The organism is Chryseobacterium gregarium DSM 19109 (assembly GCF_000430845.1).
GTDB classification, from domain to species: Bacteria; Bacteroidota; Bacteroidia; order Flavobacteriales; family Weeksellaceae; genus Chryseobacterium; species Chryseobacterium gregarium.
This window is the reverse complement of sequence record NZ_AUMU01000016.1, coordinates 40,234-66,435: the sequence shown is the minus strand read 5'-3', so window position 1 is coordinate 66,435 and position 26,202 is coordinate 40,234. Positions and strand designations below refer to the sequence as shown.

Below are 26,202 nucleotides of genomic sequence, written 5' to 3'. Positions count from 1 at the left end.
CCCATCTGAAAAATGATATTCCAGATTTAAGACCTGTTTAAATGTATTTCAAAAATTCATGTCCCGCAGATAAGGCCCATCACGCAGATTTTTACGTGCATTTACCTCCGCTGCATCTAAAAATAATTGAATAGAGTTAAAAATTAAGCTTTAAAACGCCTACAGGGGTTTCAATCCTGAAATGTACACTTTCCAATACCGTTTTTATTTTACCTCCCTGAATTTGCGGTGGTTCCACTGCCTTCTGAAAGCCTTTCCGTCTTCAAATTTATAAAAACACGGTTCTTTCTCTTTTTCACCGGGCCTGATCAGCGTAAAGCATTCGCCTTCCGGGAGCTCGATGATTTCATGGACCGTATGTGCCGATACATAATGGGCAGTGCCTTCCTTCCTGTGATGTATTGAGGAATCATACGTTCCGTCTTCATGGATTTCATAAATCCTTTCCACATAACTCCCTTTTAAAATATGCGTTGTGAAACTGAACGGATGGTCGTGGATATGTTCATTCTGATCTTTTTCGCTGAAATGGTGAATTACCGCATCGAAAGGCAGGCCTTTCAAATGATGTTTCATAAATACAGCATTCATTTTTTCACGTCTGATCTTTATCGTAATCATGTTTTTTTAAATTTATGGATTGGTTTATCTGAACTTTAATCCAATCTTAATGGAATCCGGGTTCAGAATGCGGGAATAAAGAATCAATATACAGATATTTTCGTCCCTGGTCTTGTGTTATAGGGTATAAAATTAATAAAAAAACCGAAGTTTCCATTTTAACCCCTGTTTCTCGTATTAAAATTCAATGGTTCCGAATTAAGAAAAAACTCTCTACAAGTTCAAAGATAGTGAATAATTATCCGGGAAGAAAGGGGTCGTGACTTCTGTTAGTACATAGCAGGGTTAATGCCCGCAAGTTTCAGTATGATGAACTTTTCCGAAAAAACCCTTTATGACCTGTTTAGTAAGCGTCATTGGTATCAGAATTGCAAATACCTGACTGATCCCCGGTTTAAGAGAATGCATGCCACAGCCCTTCTTTATGACAGAGGATGAGATATGATAAATATTGAAAGAACCTGCAGTTGAGCTGCAATCAATATAAAGACGTACTCTACCTAAAAAATTATTAAATGACCCATCCTGTAGAACATGGCAGTGATTCCTTTTTCTCGAGATTTGAAATTTCACCGAAGGTCAAATCATGTATTGTCATTCCCGTAAAGGATGAAGAAGCCTATATTTTAAAAACGCTGACTGCGTTCCTTATGCAGGTTGATGTTTTTGGCGAACCTTTTGATAGTAGGCAATTTGAAATCCTGGTCCTGGCCAACAACTGTTCTGACCATTCAGTAGCCTGCATCAGAGAGTTCCAGCATCAGCACCCACATCTTAATATTTATCTGGAAGAAGTGACCTTACCGCCAGGCCAGGCCAATATCGGGTATGTACGAAGAAAATTAATGGAGTGTGCCTACAGCCGGCTGTGTAAAAACGGCGGAGGAATTATCATGACGACAGACGGGGATACGACGGTATCCCCGGACTGGATCGGGCAGACCCAACGGGAAATACATAACGGAGCGGATGCCGTGGGAGGCAGAATACTGTTGTACCCTGATGAACTGGCAGGCCTGGATGAAGTTACCCGTTTATATCATGGTAAAGACGAAAAATACCAGCTTTTAATTGCCGAACTGGAAGGAAAAATGATCAGCTCCGGTTTTGATCCTGTTCCGAGGCACCACCAGCATTTCAATGGCAGCTTTGCGATTACCACGGAGTGCTATGAAAGATCCGGAGGTGTTCCCGTGGTAAAGTATCTTGAGGACTGTGCCTTTTTTGAACGGCTGGAAAGCATAGATGCCAGGATCCGGCACAGTTATCAGGTAAATGTCCATACGTCTGCGAGATGCATCGGCCGTACCGAAGTGGGCCTTTCCTACCAGCTCAATGTCTGGAAAAATTTAGGGCATCCTGTTGGGGATTATCTGGTGGAGTCCTGCGCATCCGTTATCAGCAGGCTTACCCAAAAAAGAAGCCTGATGGCTTTATGGGAATCCAGGGATCAGACGAACAGACCTGACTTTTACCGGATCATGAAACAAACCGTCCCGGAAATTCCGGCCGGCGAAGAAATATATAATTCATTCAATACCAGCCTTTATTTCGGAGAATGGTATGCCAGGGTCAACCACCTGAAACAGATGCCATTCCACAAAAGATATCCTGATGTCCCTATTGATACAGCCATCAAAGACCTTCAGACCAGGCTTCATGACCTTTCTTCCAATCATAATTTCTCCCAGACATCGATTCTGTAGCTTTCTGCCCTGTCGGCAAAAACATTGGCCATTTTTTCCTTCATCATTTTTTCGAAACGGTCATGTACCGCATCACCGGTCTGTGGATAATCATGAACTTCGGGCAGCCAATGCACCATTACAATAACTCCGGCGGAAAGCAGCCGGTCATACAATCTGCCTATGGCAGATTCCCATTCAGCGGGTGACAGGTAATAGGCCACTTCGGAGACCATGATCAGGTCATATTGATCTTCAGGAAGTTCATTCGGGAAACTGAGCTTTTGAAAGGATATATTGGGTAAATCCTTACAGCGTCGGGCAGCGGCATCCAAAGCCTTTTGTGACACATCAATGCCCAGTAAATGACCGCTTAAGGGGGCTAAGAGCCGGGTAAGGACTCCGATAGAGCAACCGATTTCCAATACGTTCCGATAATGTTTTCCAGGCAGGGCCTCGATGGTGGCAGCATACTTTGCCGCCTCGTATCCGCTGGTTTCAAAATTCCAGGGATCGTCATTGGCCGCATATACTTCTTTGAAGTATTCAGGACCTAAAGATTGTTTTCCGTCCATTATTTTGAGATAAAAAAGGTTTCATAGGGTACATTGAACTGATCAAGCATCTCCCGGGAAAGCTGAAAGCCTTCGGGATCATCGCTGATAAGACCGGTAGTCTGGGAACGGTGCTGCGAAATGGCTTCCTGCTTTTTAGAGAGCACACTGCTTATGTTCAAACGGAACGGCATCGATTCTTCCTGGGAAGGCACATCGCCGGGTTCCCCCAGGGTTTCCAGCCAGATCGGATATTCATATATTTTCGCATTCAAAGTATCAGCAGCATTAACCAGTTGAAAAGCCGCTTTATGGTCGGGGTGCAGATCCCTTCGCCACGGTACGAAAACACTCTGCGGCTGCAGTATACCGAGCATTTTGGAAATACTGGCGACGGCATCTTCAAATCTTTCGTCGTGGAGAGAGGGCACATTTCTGTCCGGGTACCGGCAAAAAATAATATTTTCCGACGGTACACCGAGGACGGCGGCCGCATCAAGCATTTCTTTCTCGCGCAGGTCTCTCAGTTTTCCGGCAGGGTATTCCCTGCTGTTCGGGTGCGACAACGTTCCGTCACTGAGCAGTACAATATAGACCGTCTGGCCGAATTTCCGCAACAGCGAAATAACGCCTCCGCATCCTAAACTCTCATCGTCTGCATGTGGAGCAACAATAAGCGTTGTCCCGAACCCGGTGACACATTGTTCCGGTGCCACCGGGATGGTATCAAAATTTACCTGATTCATTTTTTTTCTTTTTATTAAAATTCAGATTCCAGATTTCGCCGGCAGGAGTACCGGACTGTAATATATGTCCGCCCACGTCTGCCAATACCGCATCGGGTGCAGGCTGCCTCAGATAGGTGCTGAGATCACGGATGATCCTCTCAAAATGGTAAGGGGCATTGAGTCCGCGGGCACCCACACATTTCTGGCAAAGGGCCATGACTTCAGTGCAGATCTGCTCAATGGCCGTGCGCATCATATTGGCATAAATGATGAACCTTTCTCCTTCATCTGCTGTCGGTTGTTCCATATAACGGTCCATCCTTACAGCTGCGGCATTCAGCCATTGATTTCCCGATTCTACGGCTATGGCCATCTGACCTAACCGCATTCTCTGAAAAGGGTCCTGGGTCCTGTTTAAGTTTGTGAGGTACTCCTTTGTTTCGTCTAACAGCTTTTCAGCCGCTCCCAGCTGAACCGCGGCAAAGCGCACGGCGCCGCCGCTGAAGCCGGGCTGCAGGTAATACTCCCCTGCTGATCCCAGCAGATTTATTTTTGAAATAGGGGTTGTCAGAAATGTCATTTTAAAACTTCTGCTCGCCTTCATGCCCATAGGGTGCCACCAGGCAGAATCACTTATTACGGTTGACTTATCTAACGGCACCACACACATTTGCCAGGATCCGTCTTCCATGGCAGCAGTCACAATAGGCCTGTTCACATAACCGGTACCTGTTGCAAACGTTTTTGCCCCGTCTAAATAGTAAATGCCTTTTCCTTTTTTTGACAGGAAAGTACCATCTTCAGCCTGCGTGTTCCAAACCCCGAACAATTTACCGTCGAACGCATCTGCCGCAAAAAGTTTTTTTTGTTTTTTATCACCGAACTGGCTGATTAAAATCTGAGCATTGAGGTGCCCTTCCAATACCCTTCCCATGACTAAATTCCCTTTACCTATATTTTTGAGAATGGTAAGCAGTGCTAAATTTGTCCCGGGAACCAATCCTAGGTTCAGGCCCCCGTATTTCACGTCAATACCAGCCGTCAGGAGATTTGCTAATTTCAGTTTTGCCAAGGTTAATGCAGGGAAAGAATCCACGGAATCCGTATCGGCAGCTTCGGCAACAGATGCCGCCCCGATCATATGGGCAGACCTTATTAAATCTGCCAATCCGGATTTATTTATTTTATGATGTTTGTTTTTCAAATTTTCAGCTATAAAAGTTACTTGTGCAGGACTGTATAAAAAGAATTGATCCTCTTCTTTGTAATGGACTTTCTATTGCCATATTAATGCCATTATACTGCCGTATCGGTTTAAATTCACCGGCTCCGTAAAATAATCAATAAAACGCTTCACCTCCGAACCGGCTTTCTGTGCTTCATATTCCCGTATGCTAAATTGCACTGATCTATATCGCTATGTCAGTCAAACTATAGATTTAGCGGTTTATCTTATGATGGGCCGATATTCTTTACACCGGTCAGCGCATTAAAATGCTGGCCATAGTCTATTTACAATTGCATTATACAGCATTTATGTTCACTCAAACTTAAATAAACAATTATTTATTGAATTAAAAATAACTATATATCGTTTTAGCAATGTAAAACAATCATTATTTTTCTTTAATGGTTATTCATGTATAATCAGAAGTATAGAAACAGGAAAAGAAAACCCCGGATAATGACCCGTATTCTCAATTGATTTTACAGAACATGCTTAAGGAATTTAAACGAAAAGCTGAATTTGCATTGCCTTGGATTCATTTTACCAACCGTATTCTGTACCTTTACGGATCAACATCCTTTGTCAATCTACAGCCGATTATGATTCCAGCCAGAATTTTTATAGCCGAATTCGGAAATGCGCATCCCGACCTTGCCAGGAAAGGGGCATTTTCCCATTTTATATATACTTCCGTAATCATCAAAGATCCCGATACGGAAAAAGCAAGGAAGGTCATGAAGGAGATCGGCGCTAAGTATAAGCTTGGGGAAAACCTGCAGTCCGGGACTCTGAAAAACAAACACTTCAAGAAAAGAAAGGAAATCCTGCTTGAGCTTATTGAAAAGCTGGATTTTGTGGTGGATGTGATGGTGGTGGATAAATCGAAGCTGTCCGGGGACGGCTTAAAAATCAAAAAGACGTTCTATAAATATTTCCAGTCCCTGTTTGTGGAGAAGTATAACCACATTTATGAAAGCTACGCGATCCATGCGGGCGAGGCAGACGAGGAATTCAGGCAGGAACTGCAGGATTACGTACGAAAAAAAAGCATTAGCAGGGACCTGTTCCATCCTGACCGGAATTTTGAAATATCTGATGACCGTGATGAAAAGCTCGTCCGGCTTACTGAATTTATCTCCGGATGCCTGGGAAGGGTGTTCTGTACCAGCCATTTTGACCGGCATTATATTGAACTGTTCAACCTCCTGCATGCCCGGACCTCCATTGCCTACTTCCCTTTTGAAAGCTACATTACCAAAGAAATAGAAGGCAAGCCTGAGCTGGACAGGCAGATCATGAAAATGAACTACCAGCTGATTGAAAAATTCTTTGATTCCACAAAAGTGCAGAAAACCAAAGAAAAGGCCAGGCTCCTGGAATACCTGAGGTTCCAGTCTGAACTGAATCCTGACCGGCTGGTTTCCACTGCGGAACTGCTCATCTACCTGAACAATTTCTTTCCCAACATCAAAAATGAAAGAATCAGGATCTTAATCCGGGATTTACGGTATGAAGGACTGTTTATTGTCAGCCATTCCGGAAAACCGGGCTATAAGCTGGCCACCAAATATTCCGATGTTTCGGAGCACTTTAACCATTTCTTAAAATACGTGGTGCCCATGCTCCAGAAAGTGAAGATCCTGAACGAGACGCTTTCCCAGCATTCTTTCAATGACATCAACCCTATTGAGAAAGACCCGAATATGCAGAGGCTGAAAGAGCTGATTGCAGGCATTTAGGGTAAAAGCCAATTGTTTTTATATTTGTATTATCTGTAAATTTAAGTATCAGCTGCTTTACTAACACCACGACAAAATGACAGATGCTTATCCAAATCCCTGGAACTTCCACAACACCGACAGCATACTTGTCTCACCGGATCATCTTCATAAGGCGGTCTATTACAATCTGAACGAAATTGCAATGGGAGCCCCCATCGGCGGACCCTGCTTTTTAGAAACTTCTGACGGTAAGAAAGTAAAGATACACGACTGGTGCGGTGGGCCACCGGCCTGGGAAACAGATAGCCGGTTAATTGCCATCCCTGTCTGGACACGGAATTTATTAAAAGGAACGGTTCAGCAGATCGGGCTCGTAGACACCGGCAGCCTGGAACTTACCCTGTTTGCTGAAACATTCAGGGTCCTTCACATCTGCTCGTTCAGCAAGACCATAATCTATGGCTTTGACAGTCCTATATATGAGACAATACCTGTAACTTTTGACATTGAGAAAGAAGCAGTTGACACGGTCATCCGGCTCACTGAATAAATAAAAACAGAGCCGCCCACAAGACAAAAACGTATCAAAAATGCGATCCGGGTCATCCTGTTTTCTATTTTCATTATTTCCTGTAAGAATATAAGGTACAAGTATCTTACTCGCTGCCGTCAAATAAAGTATACGTCTATAAAGCCCTGCTTGTAATAATTATGATACCCTTTATCAGGATTTATCAGACCGGTTCAAAAGGAATTTAAAAAAGAAGAGATACACAGAATCGGATTCGGACCGGAATTATTTGAATATGAAGAAAGACCAGATTGGTAAAAAATCCCTGTGAATAAATGGCAATAATACGAGATTTCCGATAAGGATTAAATAAATATGATGGCAGATAACTATTTTTAAATCAATAATTCGGAGTTAAACAAAATCCTTTTACTGATAAGTAAGCAATGCACAGCAACTGTTTATATTGGTTTCACACATCAGCTTCTGAACAATCAAATGAATAACCCTTAAAAAGGCTGAAGAATTTTATTTAGCAATGCCTATTAAATTTATTTTGATTAATTCTTACCGACTTTGTATCTTAGTAAGATAAAAATTAATAAAAATGCTAAAAAAATCTACAAGAGAAATCTTATTGGAAGATTTGCTGGAGACGAAACAGCTTCTGGTGGATACTTTTGATGACCGCACAGTGCCATTCATTAAAGGCGGGGCAATTGACCAGTTTTTCACCGATAAGGCCCTGGAATTCCAGAGAAATGTAATCCTTTACGATGCCCTTATGAATCCCGGGGCTGTGGAAGACCGTGAAGGGAATACCTCTGATTCTAAAGGATCTGCTTTGGAAAAGATTGCCGGTGAGCTTGCTGAAATAAAATCAAGGCTTGACAGCCGGCCATAGGCTTACCGCTCATAATAAAAAAAGAGCAGATAATTGCTTATCTGCTCTTCATATAACCTATAGGGTTGTTAACCTCAATTACGCTATTTTAACGTTAACGGCGTTAACCCCTTTGTTTCCATTTTGTAAATCGAATGTTACGACATCGTTTTCACGGATCTCATCCACTAAACCTGAAGTGTGTACGAAAACATCCTGTCCACCTGTTGATGGGGTAATAAAACCAAATCCTTTGGCATCGTTAAAGAATTTTACTGTTCCTTGTTGCATTGTATATGTATTAAAAAATTATTGTATTCTGTTTGTTAAAGGATTCCATATCCCGGTGTCCTGATTCGCATCAAAACGATAATAAATTTTTGAGAGAAAAATATGGATGTTTGGAATTTAAGAGTGAAAATCGAACGTCTTAAAGAGAGTGCATCTAAAAAATTAATGACAAAATTGAGCGTCTGTGTGGCAATACATGAAAATGAGTTTCATGTCTACCCAGGCAGCAGCCTTATTATTCTACAAATGTAAGCATAATAATCGGATGCTGCAAATTATTATCAATTAATTATATAATTACCAATCTTACTTAGCTGATTAAAGTAAAGTTTTACGGTTGATTTGGATATTACCGTAATGAAACCCGGCTGTTTCAGAACCTGTTTAAACGGATTTCAAAAAAATTAATTTTCCCGCAGATGTGGGATTGCGCAGATTTTTTTGATTTTGTATCCAATATTTCCCACTCCCCTTTTATTCAAATTCCCATACATGGGTTGGATGAAATGTTTAACTTAGTGGAATGATCAGATCAAACCGAAATGATATCGCCCTGATGGAAATGAAGACCATCGGCATCCTGTATCCCGGCGATATGGGAGCTGCCATCGCTGAAATATTGCTGAAAAACAAATTCCGCGTAGTGACGGCCGGTGCAGGGAGGTCCCTGAAAACGCTGAACCATATCAACCGGGCAAATATTGAGGATTTACAGTCCCTGGAAAAGGTTATCGACGAATCTGATATTTTACTGTCGGTCAACAGCCCGAATAAAAGCATTGAAATCGCTGAAGAAGCAGCCCGGTACATGGGAAGCAGCCAAAAGCACAGGATTTTTGTTGATCTGAATTCCAACACCCCGGAAGCTGCTGTAAAAATCGAACAGCTGTTCTCATTAAAAAACACATCTTTTATCAACGGGGCAGTGTTAGGATCTTCAAAGGACATGGAGAAAGATTCGGTGATGGTTTTAAGCGGCCGGCACAGGGAATTGATGATCACGATGCTGGACGGGATGTTCAATATCAAAGATGCAGGGGGACAGACAGCGTCTGCTTCTGCCTATAAGCTGCTTTTTTCGCTCGTGAACAAAGGCATCAATGCGGTATTCTTTGAAACGATGGCAGCTGCCTCCCACTACGGAATTCTTGATGAACTCAACAGCAGCCTTGAACAGTACCTGCCGGGGACTTATCTTGACCTGATGAAAACAACGCCCACCTATACCGATCATACTGAACGGCGGATGCATGAAATGAAAGGCCTTGCAGAAATGCAGCGGGCTTCAGGGCTGCCGGATTACATCTCTTCAGCGGCAGCTGAAACCTTTGCGATGGTCAACCATTCCGGTATCTTTAAAAATGCAGCGCCTTCCACCGTCCTCGAAACGTTTCAGCTGTTCAAGAAGCTGAACAGGAAATAAAATAAACTTCCGGCTGGATTTACGGAAATGGTTTTTTACCGTCAGCTCTAAGAAATCATTTCTATTTTATTCTGCCAGGCAAAAGTCCCTACCCGCTTTTCCACAAACCACTGATTATTGATACGGATGTAATCATCCTGATAGGTCGCGCCAATGGTGGTCATTATTTTCTTCCCTTCTTCGGTGCCGGTTAAAGTAATGAGGCAATAACAGATCCCGGCAGCATGATCTCCCTGTATGCTGAGCACCTGCTGTCCGTTACAATGGTAAACGGTCTCAACATCCTTAAGGAGCTCTGCAAATGCATTGGCCATCCGTTCCCTTCCCTGAACCTTTAAAACGGTTTTGCCTCCGGCTATGGTTTCCGATATGGCATGTTCCGTAAAAAGCCGGACCTGTCGGGTAAAATCTCTTCGGTCGCCAAGGACGGAAATCCGGTCTACGAGTTCTTTAAGCTGAATTTTGTCGTATATTAACTGATGGGTCATCTTTTTATTTTTATGGAATGATACCATAAAGGCTTCCTGTGTATCAGGCAGCCTTTATTTTCTACTATTGGTATTTTTGATTTCAACTGGGCGTTAATCAACAGTCAAAACGATCTTTCCCTGTATATGTCCTTCTGCGGCACGCTCATGAGCTTTGCGTGCATCTGAAAGAGGAAAAGCACTGTCAATCACCACCCGGATGGCACCGTTATCAAGCAGGTGTGCCAATATAGCAAGCTGTGCGCCGCTGGACCGCACCTGTGTCGACGAAACGGTTACCCCTGATTTCTCCGCTTCTTCCGTACCGGAAAAACCTAAAGGAAAAACCGGGAATAATGCCCCGCCCCGCTTCAGCGTCTTGATAAACCGGCCGGTCTTCGGCCCTCCTACCGCATCAACCACCAAATCTATATTCCTCACCACCTCTTCAGCATTTGCTTTGGTATAATCAATGAATTCATCGGCCCCCAGCTCATACAATAAATTCTCCTGCTTACCGGAAGCAACTGCGATTACTTTTGCCCCTTTCCATTTCGCGATCTGAACGGCAAAATGGCCGACTCCGCCTCCCGCCCCGTTAACCAATACCGTCTTGCCGTTAAGATCTACGGGTACATGCTTACCGGGCTGAAGCGGGTTTTGCTCATTGTGCCCTACGTCTACCAGAAACTGCCATGCGGTAAGCAGCGACATCGGTGCTGCGGCTGCCTGTTGATGATTTAATTTTTCCGGTTTAAGGGCAAGTTCCGAAACGGGGACATTGACATACTGGGCATAAGCCCGGCTGGGCCCATAGCTTGGAAACCGGACCATGGAATAGACCTCATCACCGGCAGAAAACCCTTCAACATCGTCGGCAACAGCCTCGATAACCCCTGAAATATCCGTCCCTAAAATAATAGGAAAAGGGACCTTAGGCTGCCATTCCGGAGGGAGCATCTTATAGCCCTCCCGCAGGTACCAATCCGGCGGGTTAAGGCCTATGGCATGAACCCTTACCCTCACCTCCCCTTTATTTAATTCGGGAACAGGGGCATCCTCATACCTCAGGACTTCAGGGCCCCCGAACTCATGCTGGCGCACCGCCTTCATTATTTTAGGGTTTTCAGAATGATTTTTTCTATTGCTTAATTGTTCCATTGTTGTCTCTTTTAAATGATAGTACAAAAATAATTTAATGGTATATTTGCCGCAAGTATGTACCGTTTGGTATGCTATAGACTTAAAAGTATGTATTGCTGGAAATCAATTCAATAAAATTCAATAAAGATGAAAAATAAATTAACGGATCCTGAAGCTATACAGCAGTGCGGCGTAGATTATGCCTTTAAACGCATCGGCGGAAAATATAAAGGACGGATACTGTGGCACCTGAATTCAAAAAACGTACTGCGATACGGTGAGCTGAGAAGGACCCTGCCGGATATTACCACTAAAATGCTGACCCAAACCTTGCGGGAGCTTGAAGAAGACCGGTTGGTTACCCGAAAAGTATATCATGAAGTCCCTCCGAAAGTAGAATACGCCCTGAGCGAGACCGGTATGGAGCTGATCCCTTTTATAAAACACCTGCACCACTGGGGAAACAGGCAATTGAAAAAGGAATCGGTTTCCTGCGAAAAATAATAACTATTGATTCATTTCCAGCAGTTTAAACATTTAGAATCATCATATTGATCTTGTTTGCTATACTGCGAGAACCTGTTTTTTTGAATGAAGTTAACAACCGGATCTTCAATAAAGGCTGCAAAAAATTATTTAAATACAGAACCTGATGTAATAAAACCTTTCCGTTAAGTGTCTCTTCATTGGATCAGCAGTCTTTTCATTGCTTATTATCAGAACCAAAAAAAATTCCATGAAAAAAATTATTTTAACGGCGGTCATCTTAACGGTTATTTCCTGCGCTGTCGCAGCACCTGTAAAAGAAGATTTTGATTACGGAAAAATTGAGAACATCTCCGACAGTATCCAGATTGAGAATATTACTATTGTGAATCTTTTCAAGCATCAGATACTGGCTCATAAGAATACAGGATTTGATTCTGCCATGATAAGCAGGAAAGTCTACCGCCCCCAGCAAAAATTATGGGACAGCTGCTATGGCGTAATTTTCGGTGATGAGAACGGAAAGAAATTCAATAACCCGGCAGGAATGGTCAAATGGAATAAAACATTACTGGATGATCACAGGCAGGAGCTTGTTAAACGGGCAAAAATCATTACGGATATTAACCTTAACAGATTAATCAGGAATAACCTGAGGAAATTCAGCAGGCTTGTCCCCTACCAGCCCAAGGCAAAAATAAGCCTGCTTTTTACACCCATTACGGGAATCGGGTTCGGAGGATGTAACGCGGAGCAGTTTGCCCTGGAATTGAACAACCCGGAAATTGATATCAGCTACACGTTAAATAAGGGATTGCCCCATGAGCTGAACCATTTGGTGTATGAAAAATTCCGGAACAGCGACCCTGACAGAAATACGGCGCTGAGCCAGACCATCGACGAGGGATTTGCGTGCTATTTTACCTACCTTTTTTTCGATAAAAAAATTTCACAGCATGAGGCTGTTGAGAACATGACCAGGGAACAATGGGAATGGTACCTCCGCCATGAGAAAGAAATCTTCAACAAGGTAAAACCTTTCTTTACGGATTCTTCAGGAAACAATCCACTGCTCAGAAATGACCGGCTTAAACTTTTCCCCGATGCCCCGAAAACCCTGAACTACTGGTTGGGTTTCAGGATTATCTCAAAATACGTAGAGAAACACGGAAGCCATTCCTGGAAAGACCTCTATACTTTAACGGCGAAAGAAGTGTTGGCCGGCAGCGGCTATCAGGAATATATTGATACCCTTTAAATACAAATGAATTCCTGTCGGAAGATGTATGTGTTTATACATCAATTCAGTTCGGAAACGGACTTTGTCAGCTTTTGCAATACATTAAAAACAGTTCCATATCTTTTCTTACCGCGGACTGAGGCTGAAAATTAAACTTCCCGGAAGCTGAAAGCTTCCGGGAAGTTGTATAAGGTCAAAATTGACCTCAGATCATTTTCAATAACTCTTCAGCCACTTTTTCAGATGACGCAGGGTTTTGTCCGGTGATCAGCCTTCCGTCCACCACGGCATAGGGGCTCCAGTCTTCTATTTTACTATAGGTTCCGCCATTCGCTTTCAGCATATCTTCAACCAGAAAAGGAACAATATCGGTCAGCTTTACGGCATCTTCTTCCGTATTGGTAAAGCCGGTCACATTTTTACCTTTTACCAGGTATTCACCGTCAATTTTAACATCTTTCAAAACGCCCGGCGCATGACATACAAATGCCACAGGCTTTCCGGAGGTATAAAAATCAACAATCAGCTGCCGGGAAACCCCATCTTCAGCCAGGTCCCAAAGAGGCCCGTGCCCGCCAGGATAAAATACCGCATCGAAATCCCCGCTTCTGACCTCTGATAAAGGATGGGTATTTTTAAGTTTCTCCTGTAAAACAGGATCATGGTCCATTCTGCGCGTGGCGTCCGTCTGAGCATCCGGATCTTCACTTTTTGGATCGATCGGCGGAAGCCCTCCTTTCGGTGATGCGAGGGTAATTTCAACTCCGTTATCCGATAACTGATAGTATGGAGCTGCCAGTTCTTCCGTCCAGAATCCGGTTTTCATCCCTGTGTTTCCTAATTCATCGTGGCTCGTAAGCACGAATAAAACCTTTTTGTTCATTTTGATATGGGTATTTAAATTAATATAACAAAGTTGAACCTATTAAACGGTTAAAAACAGGACCTGCGTCACTATTTTACTGTGACCTGCATCACACTTTTCTCTGTATCCTGCTCAGGGTTTCTCTTGAAACGCCTAAATAAGAGGCAATTATGGTTTTAGGGATCCTTTGGAGAAGCTGCGGGTACTGGCTGGAAAACTGCTCGAACCGTTCTTTTGCATTGGTGGTAAGCAGAGACAGGATCCTTTGCTGTAAAGCAACATAGCCGAAACTGTTTTTGATTCTGAAAAAATGTTCAATTTTATGATTTTCCGAACACATCTTTTCTAAATTCTCTTTTGAAATGCCGCATACTTCCACCTCTTCAAGGCAGTGGATATTAGTCACGGACGGTACATTATTGTAAAAGGCCTGGAAATCTGAAATCCACCAGTTTTCAACCGCAAACTGTATGATGTGCTCTTTACCTTCTTTATCGGTCAATGAGGCTTTTAACAGTCCTTTGACAACGAAGAAAAGGTGGGTCACCGACTCGTTTTCCTGGATCAGGTATTGATGTTTCTTAAGCTTTCTGGTTTTAAAAAAAGAATCAAGATATCCAAACTCTTCATCCGTGAGAGGTATGATTTCTTCAAAATGTTTTCTCAGTTCAAAATTCATCAGTGTATTGAATGGTTTTACTCATCCCAAAGATAAGGATACTTTTATTGTGCATGGATTTTTGGTAACGCTTACATAAAAACTAATTTAACAGGCAGAAATAAACTTTAGATTTCTTTCAAGATGATTTAATCTTATATCATTGAATATCAGTTAATATAACAACCTTCTTTGAAGGACAGCTTTCCTTTTTACAGCAGATTTTTCCTGTCTGATGAAGACCCTGTTACAGGCATTTTAAAAACAATTTCTCGACAATGGCTTTAACCATGCTGATTTTTATGTGCATTTACCTCTGCGATTCCAAAATGTATAAAAAACCGGGCCTTGTCCCAAAAGCCAGATCCTTTTCGGGAATTTTTCCTGTTAAAAATCATGCGCATCGGAAGTTTTCCTTACCGTCAGGAATACAGACTTTACGCAAAAAGGTATTGTCAGAGTGGTTATTTGACCCTATCTGTGCCCCAAAAGATCCTAACAGGTAACTGCAGGATAGCAGAGATTCAGGATAAGCATACTTTTAGGAAAATAAAAACATGATAAATATCATATGGGTACCGGTTATACGCTTCCCACCTTGTAATTAACAGAAATCATATCAGTAATCTTTTATAATAACCATCAAAGAATGAAGAAATCTATATTTATGCTCGGTCTCTTAATGGCTGCCACAGGTTTTGTCTCCGCACAGGAAAAAAAACCGCCCCGTACAGTCAAGGATACAGTACAACAAAATCCCAACAACAAAACAACGGACATTGAAGAAGTGGTCGTTATCGCTTACGGCACACAGAAAAAAGGAGAGGTTACCGGTTCTGTCGGAAAAGTGAATGCAGCAAGCTTTAAAGACCGTCCCATCGCAAGGGTCGACCAGGCATTAACCGGCCAGATTGCGGGGGTGAAAACCCGGGCTACTTCAGGAAAACCGGGAGAGCCGCTGGAGATCAGGGTGCGTGGCTCAGCGTCTATATCGGCAGGCAACTCCCCTCTTTACGTAGTGGACGGAATGGTGGTGGATGATATGGCCAATATTTCCCCGGACGATGTGCAATCGATTGAAGTACTCAAAGATGCCGCGTCAACGGCCATGTACGGATCAAGAGGTTCCAATGGGATCATTATTGTAACGACCAAAAAAGGGATTTCAGGAAAACCGTCATTTTCATTTTCCCAGTACTACGGTGTTCAGACCATCGAGAAAAAACTGGATATTATGAACAGCGCGGAATGGATTGATTATGCTACCGAGTCAATTAATAAAAGTTGGGTGGCGTTATCTCCGGGCCATTCAGCTTCTGACAGCTATGCGGTGCGGGCAAATTATTTTAACCTGGCCAACACAACCGATTATAACCTTGCCAATATCACCTATATGGTCGATCCAAGATGGGGAACCAGCCAGGTTGCCAATATTGACTGGCAGGATGCATTTTACAGGCCGGCCGCTATTCAGAATTACCAGTTATCGGTAAGAGGCGGCAGCCAGAATGTAAAATATGCAATTTCGGCGGCGTATTTTGACCAGGAAGGCATGGCGCTTAATACCGGGTTTAACAGATTTAACTTAAGTGCGGTTGTTGATGTGAATATTTCCGATAAATGGAAAGCCGGAATTACCTTGCGCCCGAGTTATTCCCAAAGTTATGGTGCTGCAGTAGACGGGAAAGACAACGAAGCGCACAAAATGCTTTCCATGGTTCCGGTAGCAGAATTATCAGCCGGTCTTTATACCAATTTCTGGAAAAATATAAGATACCGATGGGCGGGTTCTACGGTAAGCCCGATCGGAACTTTGGAAAACACGACGAATGATACCAATGAGTTCAGGTTGTTGTCCAGTATGTACATGTCTTACGATATTTTACCGGGATTAAATTTTAAAATTTCGGGAGGGGCTACTCATAATTTCAACATCAATACCGGCTACATACCAACCTTCAATCTGGTTACCAATATTCCGGGGCAGGTAAGTACTGCGAGCCGAAGAACCGTTAATTATAACCGGTATTTAGGCGAAGCTTTATTAAATTACAAAAAGACTTTCGGAAGTCACAGCATTGCCGCACTTGCAGGTTACAGTGCAGAAAATTACAGAACGGCTTCGCAATACAACCGTAACAAAGGTTTTGCCAATGATGACCTGAAAACATTCAATTTCACACAGTCTGCATCGGTATTAAATTCAGAATATACAGCTTCAGAACGGATGCTGATCTCATTATTTGGGCGTGTAAACTATGACTACCAGAAGAAATATATGTTATTTGCCAGTATCCGCAGAGACGGTTCTTCCCGATTCGGATGGAATAATCTTTACGGAACTTTCGCAGCATTTGGAAGTGCATGGAAAGTGGATGAGGAAGAATTTTTAAAAAATAAAACCTGGTTAAGCAACTTAAAACTAAGATACAGCTGGGGAGAAAACGGAAACGATAACATCGGGGATTACCGGGCTTTTGGCACACTGGCCGGCGGAAACTATTCATTTGGCGGAGGTTTATCAAACGGTTTGGTGCCCAATACGATCCCCAACCCTTATTTAACGTGGGAAAAAACACAGTCCTCCGATTTTGGTTTTGAACTGGGACTGTTCAACAGAATAGATTTTACGGCAGATTATTACATCAAAAAAACCAATGGCCTTCTTCTGCAGCAGCCCATTCCTTACGCAACAGGTTACAATATCATGTGGAAAAATGTAGGCTCAGTGCAGAATAAAGGTTTGGAATTCGATCTCAGTACCAAAAACTTAACGGGAGCATTCAAATGGAATACCTCAGCGAATATTGCATTCAACAATAATAAAGTTCTGCAGCTGGGAAGTGACAATGCACCGATCTATACAGGTTTCAGCAGCAGTACGAACATTATTAAAGTGGGTGAAGAGCTCAATTCATTTTATTTGTATGAAGCCATAGGGGTTTTGTCTACGGCAGATATTAACAATACGGGGGTGGCAAAAACCAAGGGTGCTCTAGCGGGAGACGTTAAATATAGGGATGTAAACGGTGACGGTGTTATCAATGAAAATGACCGTCATATTATCGGAAGCCCTACTCCTGATTACTACTGGGGCTTCACCAACACATTTTCTTATAAAGGATTTGACCTTTCGGTATTTTTCCAGGGGCAGAAAGGCGGATACAGCTATGCTTTGCTCGGACGCGCCATTGACCGCACCGGAATGGGAACCACAACCAATGTAATGGGGAACTGGGCCAACCGCTGGCGTTCCGATGATAATCCGGGGGACGGGAAAACACCGAGATTGGACGGCACAACAGGAAGCCTCCTGGATACAAGATGGCTGTATGATGCCACTTACATTCAGCTGAAAAATGTGACCCTGGGATATAATTTTGAACAGGAACTGGTGAGTAAATTAAAAATTTCCAATCTGAGGGTGTATGTCAGCCTGGAAAATGTCTGGAGGAAAGATCATTATTATGGCGGCTACAACCCTGAATCCGTACAATCCGACGGCACCGATTACGGGGCATACCCTAATGCAAAGGTGTATATGATGGGCTTAAACTTTAACTTCTAAACTTAAAAAAATGAAAATTACGTATAAAAAAAATACCTCCTCTCTGAAACTGAATATCAAAACTTTAGGCAAGGTCCTGATTTTCGGAGCATTAACACTGGGAACGGTGAGCTGTAAAGATGATCTGTTGCTGGAACCGGAAAATAATATTACACAGAACTCTTTTTACACCACTGAACTTCAGATCAGCCAGGCCCTTTCAGGCGTTTATTCTGCCATGATCAATGCTTCTTCAAGAGGAGGTTTTGACGTTAACTTTTATTTACTGGCATCAGAAGTCCGTTCCAATAATTTCAATGCCATTTCACAGAACGGGAACAGGGATTATTACGCCATCAACCGTTTTCAGGATACGTCATCTACTGAAGAGATGGAAATTCTCTGGGAAGATGGCTACCAGCAGATTTCTTATGCCAACATGCTTCTGTCCAGGATCGATGCGGTGCCTTTTGCAGATCCTGCAACCAGGGAACAATACCGTTCCGAAGCCCGTTTTCTGAGAGCGTATGCTTATTTTGAGCTGATGCGGAGTTTCGGGAAAGCCCCTTTAATAACTCAGCCCCTGAGCCCTGAAGAAGCCGCTAAAGTACCCAGAACCGATCTGGCGATGCTCTACAATTTCATTACGTCAGAAATTGAATCTTCCGTAGCCGGTTTAAAGAATGTGTATGATGCGGCAAATAAGGGAAGGATAACCAAATCTGCGGCCCATGCCATGTTGGGCAGGATTTACCTTACCGGATCCGGTTATCCGCTCAATAACGGTACCTATGCAGAAAAAGCAAAAGACCATTTATTCGCGGTTATCCAGGGAGAAGGCCAGTTTGTTACCTTTGCCCCGAATTATGCCGATTTATTTAAAAGTGCCAACGACAACAAATACCATATTTTCGAAATTCAGCACATCAGCGGAGGCTTGTCACAGGGCTCTTATCTTCCGAGTTATGTTTCGCCTAATTTCGGGACAGCCGATCCCTACTATAACGCGCAGGGCAGCTTATTCAGTTCTGCTGAATTGGGGGTTTCCCAGTCGCTGATTAACACTTATGAACCCGGAGATTTAAGGCTTCCTTTAACCATCAAAACCAGCTTTATAGCACAGAACGGGCAACCGGACAATGCCAATTTCTTCGTGAAATTCCGTGAAAAAGGCATGGTGCTGACCAACCGGTATGACTGGCCGATCAACTTCCCGGTTATACGGTATGCCGATGTTCTTTTAATGTATGCTGAGATTTTAAATAACCAGGGAAATACCAGCGCGGCGGTTCCTTATTTAAACAGAATCCGCCAGAGAGCGGGGCTCACTCCGGTTTCTGCGTCAATATCAGCTTCTGACTTTACCACGGCACTCCGGAAAGAAAGAAGGGTGGAATTTGCCGGCGAGGGGATTTACTGGCACGATCTGGTTCGCTGGAACACAGCAGCAGCGGTGATCAATCAGGCTGCTGCACAGCTCAACTATAATTATACGATTACCACAAATGATTATTTATACCAGGTCCCTTTATCCCAGATCCAGGTAGCCGGATATGATCAGAATCCTTAACCTGTTTTTGTAAAAAGGTCAGAGCTTGTTTAAGCATTTAACAATAATTTCCCGCAGATTACAGTAGATTACTTATAGATCTTAAACCTTTTTACTAAAGATTGTTATGCTTGAAATCATCTTGTGCCTGATATATTATCGTTAATTATGTAATAACCAAAAAAATATTAGATATGCCGAAAAATGAAAAAGGTGATTACGTATGCACCAATCACGGGAGTGAGCTTTTAACCAATATGACATTCATCAATTTACCGAAACTGGATTTTGACAGTGAAACCAAGAAGCTGAATGAATCTTCACAGTCATTTCCCGCAAAGTTAATGTTCTGTCCGGAATGCGGATATATTGAGTTTTACACGATTAAACCGGAACAGGACTTCCCGGATCACAACGCCGAACAGTAAAGAATAAATAAGCAGATAGGAGAAGCCCGGTAAATTTTACCGGGCTTTTGGTTTAAACAGTTTTATCATACTGAATAGGAATTTATCAAGGATGGACTGTGAAAAATTATTCAGGTCAATTACAAGTGGGGTCACTTGTCTTTTCGGTTGCCACCAAAAAATAATCTCCCCGGATATCTGTTTTTTTCAATTTCTTCACATCTGGAAACCTCAACAACGAAAAGCAGCAAAAGCAGAATACATCTCTGTTGTGTGAATAATATTCAAACATTGGTTTGTAATATATTAATCTAACGCAAGAAAATCTATCTCAGACTAATGACAAATATTAAAGTCAATATCTTCAAATTTATACTTATGAATTTGTATACAGATTAGTTTATAATATTAATAATAGTTAGCTAAAACAGAGGTTTAAATGGAAGACTTAATTTATCATCTTGTTAAATTAAATCTTCCTTAAGAGATAATAATTTCTATTTAAGACAGCTTGGTTCTTTTAAGGTAACCGATATAATTTTTTTATTTCAAAATAATTAGACTCAATAATTTAAGTATATCAAATAATTAACAGTTCATAATATTAATAGTATTCCTCTTTATTTTTTATAAGGTATTAATTTTAATTAATTGATTATAAGTTATTATTTTATAGTAGCCTGGGAACTAAGGATAAGATAATTGCCAACATCATCATCATGAATAATATAGTTTCCCTTTTTATAAAAACTAAATAAAATTGGAAAAAGATCTTCTTCTTTAAATTTAGATGCGGATAAACTATATATATTATTTCCTGATTTTACTAAATGGAGTTTAACAGCCAATTGTTCTGTTGACAGCTCTTTAAAAGCTTCAAAGTATTGGTTTGCTTTATAATTTTTTGAAAAATAAAGCATTTTTCTGTCATTTGTAGTAAGATCATCCAGCTTCGTTAATAAATTCTCGAAATTTTCATACTGAAAATTATTTTTCTGTTCCTTATAAAATCCTTTTAGAATATTATAATTAACCATAGATATACTGTCATTATTATAGCTAAATAGAAGGGCACTTTGTAATTCCTCATTATTTTCAATATTATTAAAATAAATCGATTGATTATTATTTTTCGAACAAGAAAAAAATAAAAAGAAGCCAAATAATGCTATAACACCTGTAATAAAATTATTTTTTTTCATTTTTTGGTATTATATTTTTAAAGTCTATTTTAACATTATCATAGTATAATCTCGGGCTTGTGTGTTCGATACGCCGATATTTGTTTTCCATGATAACTCCTCGTACTTCACTTGGAGATTCTGCACCGTCAACCTTGCTTTCGCCTTTCATATAACCTTGATCAAAATCATACGAATGTTTTAATTCATGAACGATAGTTGCTCCATCTGAATTGGTTGTTTTTTCTGTTGTCAGATATTGTGCATCAGCTATTTTCTCACCTTGTTCCAAATCAAGAAAAACACCTGTTCCTACTCTTTTTCCTAACTGATATGCTTTGTGAGCATTATCACTTGAAATTATAGTTTGGCTCCTTCCAATTTTTGATTCTTGAATCCGGTGTGTTTTATCACTTTTTTCAAGAGTCGAAATCATTCGTTTCAAATACTTATCGTCAGAAGAATTTATTTTATCAAATGTGCTTTGTATCTTATCTAATGTTTTATTACCTCCAGTATATACTTTGTTTGTAGAGGTATTATAAAATTTGCCATTTTCATATTTATACTCAACATCTCTATTATCTCTAAAAATTATATCCGTCCCTTGTCTTCCGTCCGGATCAATAAATCGGATTGGGTTATTGAAAGCATAGGTATAAGGTGACCAACGACGAGACGTTTCTGCCAGCGGATCTGCGACGCCCCATCTTCCGATATCCGGCATATAAAACCTTGCCCCGTAATCATACATTCCTGACTCCTGGATTTCTTTACCATTATATTTGTAGTTCTGATAACCTCCCAATAAACTTTTCATCCCTCCGATATGGTTCATTCCAAAAGCATAATAGTTATTCGTATCTGTAATCTCGGGAACATTCTGGCTGTTCTTCACATAGTTTACCCTGGCATTCCCCAGGTGGTCCCTGTACTGGTAAATATACTGATCTTTTAGGTAATCGTAAAACCCTTCTTCTGTAGGAAAAAACTGGAGATCACGGGTCTTCGATGCCAAGGTGGCTGTAGTAGCCATAGGTTCTACGGAAAATGCCTGCATTTCCAAAGCCCTTGAAGTTTCCAGGTTAGCCATCGTTTCAGCGCTCATCCCGATGAGTCCGATATTTTCGGTTTTCAGGTACTGGAAGCCATCCAGGTAACTGACTTATCTTATTGATAAAAATAATAACATTCTAAAAGCATGATTGTAGTAAATACTACAAAACCTCAAATATGAGGCTTTGCGTTTGTAAAAATATGATACTGTTATTTATACAATTTTAGTTTCTATCCAAGTAGGTTTAATTGTAGTCACTTCGATATTGTCATATATTTTGTTTAAAGTAGAATATTCAAAAAGTATTATCGTATTTTTTCTTTGAGGATTAACTAAAAAGTATAAAATGAAAATTAAATAAAGTCTAGTTCTTTCACTTAATGCTTCTAAAGATATTAATAGACAGTCATAATGCAAATTTTCGGAAATTGACAAAAGAATTTTATGTTTTACAGATAATTTACGTATTAGAACATCCTTCTGATTTTCATAAAAATATAATAAGCCCTTATCTAAATTATATTTATGAACATATTCATATAGTGTTAAATGACCGTATAATTCAACATCTAAAAAAAAAAAAACCATCTACTATAGGAGAAATACTATTAAATAAATTTAAATCTATACAATCATTTATGTATTCGGCTATATCATTTTCTGATGGTAGATTGATTTTGTAGCAACTTTCTTTTTTTATAATAAATTTCCTCATTCTTTAATCTGTATTTACCGTAAATTTATATGTTTTTGACTTAGGAGTTCTATTATCCCAACTCCCAGTTTTTAAAAACTCATTTACATATTTTGAACTTCTTGTTTCAGCTTGATATTCTAACGCAGCAGCCATTCTATGATTACCTTCACTAATATAATTTACACCTTCTGAATAAATCTGATTATATGTTCTCTTAGCTGTACTGCTGTATATATAAACCATTCCAAAAACCTCTATTAATAAATAGATAGTAAAATTTATAACAAATATTACTAATAGAATAAAAGCAATTTTAGATATTTTTATTTTTTCCATCCCATTTGGTTGCATTATTTATTTTTTTAAGAAAAAAAAGTAAATAAAAAATATAATTAAAGGAAGTGATAAAATCATATTCAATATGTTTGCCTTTATAGATTTTATCCCTTTAACTAATACAATTATCGATAAAATAATACCTATACCAATAATTGGCAATATTATAAAACTAATTAATCTATTATCAGCTCCATATGGGCTAATTAATTTCTCAATATTTATAAGATAATATTTAAGAATATTAATTATAAAAATACTAAAAGATACTATCGCTAGTGATTTAAGATTTATTTTTTCCATCCTACTCTGTTATAATTATAACCAGCTGTTATTGCTTTCTGGTCTGATGCAGTATCAGGTCCATTTAAAGTTGCTCTACTGCTTATATCAGCACCTGTTTTTACCATATTTAAAGGATATCCCACCATTTGGAAGGCTTTACCAGTCATAAAATTCCCAGCATCATAGACATTGTACAATGTATTGCTTCCTTCAAATTTTATAAAACCTCCCGCACCATCTGGAGGAGTAGCACCACCGCCCTGAATGGGATTATATGCATTATCGGTTTTTTGAACAAGAGCAGACATATCTCCTGCAAAATCAAATTCTCTGTGTCCTAAACCAATGCCATAAGTAAAATACGTTAAACTACCTGTTCCCATTATATTTTTCCTATATTCAACATCACTTTTTATATCTCCTATTCCTAATTTATTAAAACTATCTGCCATATCTTGAGCTGAATATGGAGCAAACAATCTTACTTCTGCATCCTGTACTTCATAATCAGTCATTGTTCCCGCATAGTCAACAAGTGCCTGTAATTGCTCTTGGTCAGCAGTGGAATCATTGGTATTTAACTGATTGCCTTGTTCATCCACCACAACGTGTGGTCCTTCTTGAGGGGTAATAGATTGAACGTAACCCTGTGCATTAACTTTAATAATATCCTCATTTGCCCTTCCATCAGGATCTATGAATCGGATAGGATTGTTGTAGGCATAATTGTATGTTGACCAACGACGAGAAGTTTCCGCCAGCGGATCCACTACGCCCCATCTTCCGATATCCGCCATATACATCCTTGCTCCGTAATCATACATTCCACTTTCCGTCTGTAATTCCTTTCCGTTGTATCTGTACTGATAAGGTTTCCCGCTAAAAGGTTGTAGCCTTCATGCTTCAATCCGAACGGGTAAAATGATTTTACCTCTTTATTTATTTTATTTTTTTATGGAATCGGCGAGTCTCCTTCGTCGATTTCTTCAAGAACTTTTGACCCATTTCTTTACAAAACGTGTTTTATAAAATTAGGATATTGAGATTCCAATATCCTAATTTTTCAATATTAATTCAATTTAAGAGTATAAGGAGTATAAACTTTTTGTCCTAAAAAGATATCAACTCCAGTTTTGTTGTATAGCTAACGGATTACAAGTCCGCGACATCGGATTATCTTACCTTTAATTGATGTTCTACTATAATTAAATAGGAAAAAATAAAAATTCCTATAATATTTAATACAATAAATATATAATTCGATAATTGCTTTTTATCTCCTATATATATGAGATTTATAAGTACTAAAATTGCCAATATAATACTCATATATAATACTTCATTATTTAGCAATCCATTGGTCGACATATAGAAAACTATAATCGCTAATATTAAAACTAAAATATTCAGTACTTTTTTATTACCGTTGTTTTTCATTAATAGGGACTGTTTTATTAGTTGGGGGTTTATTACGTGTGTTTAACTCTTTGACTACTGCATTGTATGCATTATTACGATATTTATTATCAATTTGAGTATGTGATGCGCTAACAGGATAATTAAATATTTTAGTTTTGGATGGGTCTTCAGCTTCTATGTCTTCGCCTCCAACCGAACTTCCCATGAACCCATCATTTTTATTGTAATAATTAATAGCGGTTTTAACATTTGGAGGAATATTATCATCATCATAAGTATCCGCAATATCGAGTGTAAAAAGAAGATCAATTTTTATATTAGGATTTTCATTTGCTAATTCTTTAAGATTATCTGCACCTCTACTATGCCCAACCATAATTAACTTACCATCTGGACTTTGTTTTCTAAAACTTTTTATCGTAGCTAATATATCATTTTTCGTTATATTACCTTTTGAAGAACCGAAAACACCAACTTGATTAGTTGAACTATTTAAATTATTAATAATTCCGATACCCTCATAATCTATACCTCCGTCTTTATTAGTTTTTACAAAATTTTGTGCTTGGGTACCTCCTTTAGGAGGATTTCCAACATATCCCTGGTTTACAATAACTAAATTTTTAGTCGTTTTATTTATTTCTACAGGTTCTAATCCTTCCAATTCTCTTGCATCAATAACTCTGTTTCCACTAAAGGCATAAGGAGTCCAAGTATTATATTTTTCAGCAAGTGGATCAATATTAAAGAATCGTCCTACATCCGGCATATAATTTCTCCATTTAAAAGAATAAAAACCAATTTCTTGTAGTTCCTGTCCCTGATACTTGTAGTTCTTATAAGCCGAAGCCGGGCTAAAGAAAGAAAACCCGGTTTTCAGATGGTTCATCCCGAAAGGATAATAATCATTGCTGTCCGTGATTTCAAGAGCGCCTGCGCTGTTTCTTCCAAAGCTCACCCGTATGTTTCCCAGGTGGTCTTTGTACTGGTAAATATACTGATCTTTTAGGTAATCGTAAAACCCTTCTTCTGTAGGAAAAAACTGCAGGTCACGGGTCTTCGATGCCAAGGTGGCGGCTGCCGCCATAGGTTCAACAGAAAATGCCTGCATCTCAAGGGCCCTTGAGGTTTCCAGGTTAGCCATCGTTTCAACGCTCATCCCAATGATCCCGATATTTTCGGTTTTCAGGTACTGGAAGCCATCCAGGTAATCCGTTGTT

23 protein-coding genes and 1 pseudogene are annotated in these 26,202 nt (G+C 40.2%); 10 read left to right on the top strand and 14 right to left on the bottom strand.

Translation table 11 applies throughout. From position 1 onward, the window contains the following. Nucleotides 1-204: 204 nt before the first annotated feature. Nucleotides 205-621, bottom strand: coding sequence for a hypothetical protein (locus H561_RS0116860; RefSeq protein ID WP_027388080.1), 417 nt, complete (start codon nt 619-621; stop codon nt 205-207). A gap of 515 nt (nt 622-1,136) precedes the next feature. Between H561_RS0116860 and H561_RS22690 the strand changes: the two genes are divergently transcribed. After that, nucleotides 1,137-2,327 (top strand): glycosyltransferase, encoded by a 1,191-nt coding sequence (locus tag H561_RS22690; RefSeq protein ID WP_051349426.1) that lies wholly within the window; start codon nt 1,137-1,139, stop codon nt 2,325-2,327. On the opposite strand, the gene H561_RS0116850 is transcribed toward H561_RS22690, so the two are convergent. From H561_RS0116850 to H561_RS22685, 3 genes are read right to left on the bottom strand one after another with little or no spacing between them, the layout of a single operon-like run. Beyond that, complete coding sequence (locus H561_RS0116850; protein WP_027388079.1) at nt 2,297-2,881, bottom strand: class I SAM-dependent DNA methyltransferase; 585 nt, start codon at nt 2,879-2,881, stop codon at nt 2,297-2,299. The genes H561_RS22690 and H561_RS0116850 overlap by 31 nt on opposite strands. Next, nucleotides 2,881-3,606, bottom strand: coding sequence for a PIG-L deacetylase family protein (locus tag H561_RS0116845; RefSeq protein WP_027388078.1), 726 nt, complete (start codon nt 3,604-3,606; stop codon nt 2,881-2,883). Before H561_RS0116845 ends, H561_RS0116850 begins: the two co-directional genes overlap by 1 nt. Beyond that, nucleotides 3,587-4,756 (bottom strand): acyl-CoA dehydrogenase family protein, encoded by a 1,170-nt coding sequence (locus tag H561_RS22685; RefSeq protein ID WP_155845826.1) that lies wholly within the window; start codon nt 4,754-4,756, stop codon nt 3,587-3,589. Before H561_RS22685 ends, H561_RS0116845 begins: the two co-directional genes overlap by 20 nt. A gap of 548 nt (nt 4,757-5,304) precedes the next feature. Between H561_RS22685 and H561_RS0116835 the strand changes: the two genes are divergently transcribed. The 3 genes from H561_RS0116835 to H561_RS0116825 all read left to right on the top strand — a co-directional run bounded on the left by H561_RS0116835 (nt 5,305) and on the right by H561_RS0116825 (nt 7,952). After that, nucleotides 5,305-6,555 (top strand): hypothetical protein, encoded by a 1,251-nt coding sequence (locus tag H561_RS0116835; RefSeq protein WP_027388077.1) that lies wholly within the window; start codon nt 5,305-5,307, stop codon nt 6,553-6,555. A 76-nt stretch (nt 6,556-6,631) separates the two neighbouring features. Further along, a complete protein-coding gene (locus H561_RS0116830) occupies nt 6,632-7,087 on the top strand; it encodes a hypothetical protein (RefSeq protein WP_027388076.1) in 456 nt (151 codons plus the stop codon). A gap of 568 nt (nt 7,088-7,655) precedes the next feature. After that, on the top strand, nt 7,656-7,952 hold the full coding sequence (locus H561_RS0116825; protein ID WP_027388075.1) for a hypothetical protein: 297 nt from the start codon (nt 7,656-7,658) through the stop codon (nt 7,950-7,952). A 78-nt stretch (nt 7,953-8,030) separates the two neighbouring features. On the opposite strand, the gene H561_RS0116820 is transcribed toward H561_RS0116825, so the two are convergent. Continuing rightward, on the bottom strand, nt 8,031-8,222 hold the full coding sequence (locus H561_RS0116820) for a cold-shock protein (protein WP_027388074.1): 192 nt from the start codon (nt 8,220-8,222) through the stop codon (nt 8,031-8,033). Nucleotides 8,223-8,745: 523 nt separating this feature from the next. Between H561_RS0116820 and H561_RS0116815 the strand changes: the two genes are divergently transcribed. Next, entirely contained in the window at nt 8,746-9,645 is a 900-nt protein-coding gene (locus H561_RS0116815) for an NAD(P)-dependent oxidoreductase (RefSeq protein WP_027388073.1), read from the top strand. A 47-nt stretch (nt 9,646-9,692) separates the two neighbouring features. Here the strand turns inward: H561_RS0116815 and H561_RS0116810 are convergent, their stop codons facing one another. Both H561_RS0116810 and H561_RS0116805 read right to left on the bottom strand, forming a co-directional pair. Then, nucleotides 9,693-10,133, bottom strand: coding sequence for a nuclear transport factor 2 family protein (locus tag H561_RS0116810; protein ID WP_034762605.1), 441 nt, complete (start codon nt 10,131-10,133; stop codon nt 9,693-9,695). Between the two features lie 93 nt (nt 10,134-10,226). Beyond that, nucleotides 10,227-11,273, bottom strand: a complete 1,047-nt coding sequence (locus H561_RS0116805; RefSeq protein WP_228372295.1) for an NADP-dependent oxidoreductase — start codon at nt 11,271-11,273, stop codon at nt 10,227-10,229. Nucleotides 11,274-11,402: 129 nt separating this feature from the next. Here H561_RS0116805 and H561_RS0116800 point away from each other — a divergent pair, with 129 nt between their 5' ends. After that, a complete protein-coding gene (locus H561_RS0116800) occupies nt 11,403-11,759 on the top strand; it encodes a winged helix-turn-helix transcriptional regulator (protein WP_027388070.1) in 357 nt (118 codons plus the stop codon). A 232-nt stretch (nt 11,760-11,991) separates the two neighbouring features. Continuing rightward, nucleotides 11,992-12,999 (top strand): gliding motility protein GldB-related protein, encoded by a 1,008-nt coding sequence (locus H561_RS0116795; RefSeq protein WP_027388069.1) that lies wholly within the window; start codon nt 11,992-11,994, stop codon nt 12,997-12,999. A 187-nt stretch (nt 13,000-13,186) separates the two neighbouring features. Here H561_RS0116795 and H561_RS0116790 read toward each other — a convergent pair whose 3' ends face one another. Together H561_RS0116790 and H561_RS0116785 are read right to left on the bottom strand one after the other, a co-directional pair. Continuing rightward, nucleotides 13,187-13,864: a type 1 glutamine amidotransferase domain-containing protein gene (locus H561_RS0116790; protein WP_034762573.1), complete on the bottom strand. Its 678-nt coding sequence runs from the start codon at nt 13,862-13,864 to the stop codon at nt 13,187-13,189. A gap of 91 nt (nt 13,865-13,955) precedes the next feature. Continuing rightward, nucleotides 13,956-14,525 carry a Crp/Fnr family transcriptional regulator gene (locus H561_RS0116785; protein WP_027388067.1) on the bottom strand — a complete coding sequence of 190 codons (570 nt, stop codon included), beginning with the start codon at nt 14,523-14,525 and terminating at the stop codon, nt 13,956-13,958. A 628-nt stretch (nt 14,526-15,153) separates the two neighbouring features. Between H561_RS0116785 and H561_RS22680 the strand changes: the two genes are divergently transcribed. The 3 genes from H561_RS22680 (at nt 15,154) to H561_RS0116765 (ending at nt 20,028) form a co-directional block, all read left to right on the top strand. Further along, nucleotides 15,154-18,072, top strand: a complete 2,919-nt coding sequence (locus tag H561_RS22680) for a SusC/RagA family TonB-linked outer membrane protein (protein ID WP_081411682.1) — start codon at nt 15,154-15,156, stop codon at nt 18,070-18,072. A gap of 10 nt (nt 18,073-18,082) precedes the next feature. After that, a complete protein-coding gene (locus H561_RS0116770; RefSeq protein WP_027388065.1) occupies nt 18,083-19,621 on the top strand; it encodes a RagB/SusD family nutrient uptake outer membrane protein in 1,539 nt (512 codons plus the stop codon). 173 nt (nt 19,622-19,794) lie between these two features. Beyond that, the gene (locus tag H561_RS0116765; RefSeq protein WP_027388064.1) at nt 19,795-20,028 is read left to right on the top strand and encodes a hypothetical protein; all 234 of its coding nucleotides are present in this window, start codon (nt 19,795-19,797) and stop codon (nt 20,026-20,028) included. Between the two features lie 644 nt (nt 20,029-20,672). Here H561_RS0116765 and H561_RS0116760 read toward each other — a convergent pair. The 5 genes and pseudogenes from H561_RS0116760 to H561_RS0116725 all read right to left on the bottom strand — a co-directional run bounded on the left by H561_RS0116760 (nt 20,673) and on the right by H561_RS0116725 (nt 26,126). Then, nucleotides 20,673-21,209, bottom strand: a complete 537-nt coding sequence (locus H561_RS0116760) for a hypothetical protein (protein ID WP_027388063.1) — start codon at nt 21,207-21,209, stop codon at nt 20,673-20,675. Then, nucleotides 21,196-22,296 (bottom strand): RHS repeat-associated core domain-containing protein, encoded by a 1,101-nt coding sequence (locus tag H561_RS0116755; protein WP_027388062.1) that lies wholly within the window; start codon nt 22,294-22,296, stop codon nt 21,196-21,198. Before H561_RS0116755 ends, H561_RS0116760 begins: the two co-directional genes overlap by 14 nt. Nucleotides 22,297-22,963: 667 nt before the next feature. After that, complete coding sequence (locus H561_RS0116745; protein WP_155845825.1) at nt 22,964-23,278, bottom strand: ParB N-terminal domain-containing protein; 315 nt, start codon at nt 23,276-23,278, stop codon at nt 22,964-22,966. A gap of 965 nt (nt 23,279-24,243) precedes the next feature. Next, a pseudogene (locus H561_RS24515) lies at nt 24,244-24,497 on the bottom strand (RHS repeat-associated core domain-containing protein); the annotation flags it as partial. A gap of 486 nt (nt 24,498-24,983) precedes the next feature. After that, nucleotides 24,984-26,126, bottom strand: a complete 1,143-nt coding sequence (locus H561_RS0116725) for an RHS repeat domain-containing protein (protein ID WP_228372294.1) — start codon at nt 26,124-26,126, stop codon at nt 24,984-24,986. Between the last annotated feature and the right edge of the window lie 76 nt (nt 26,127-26,202).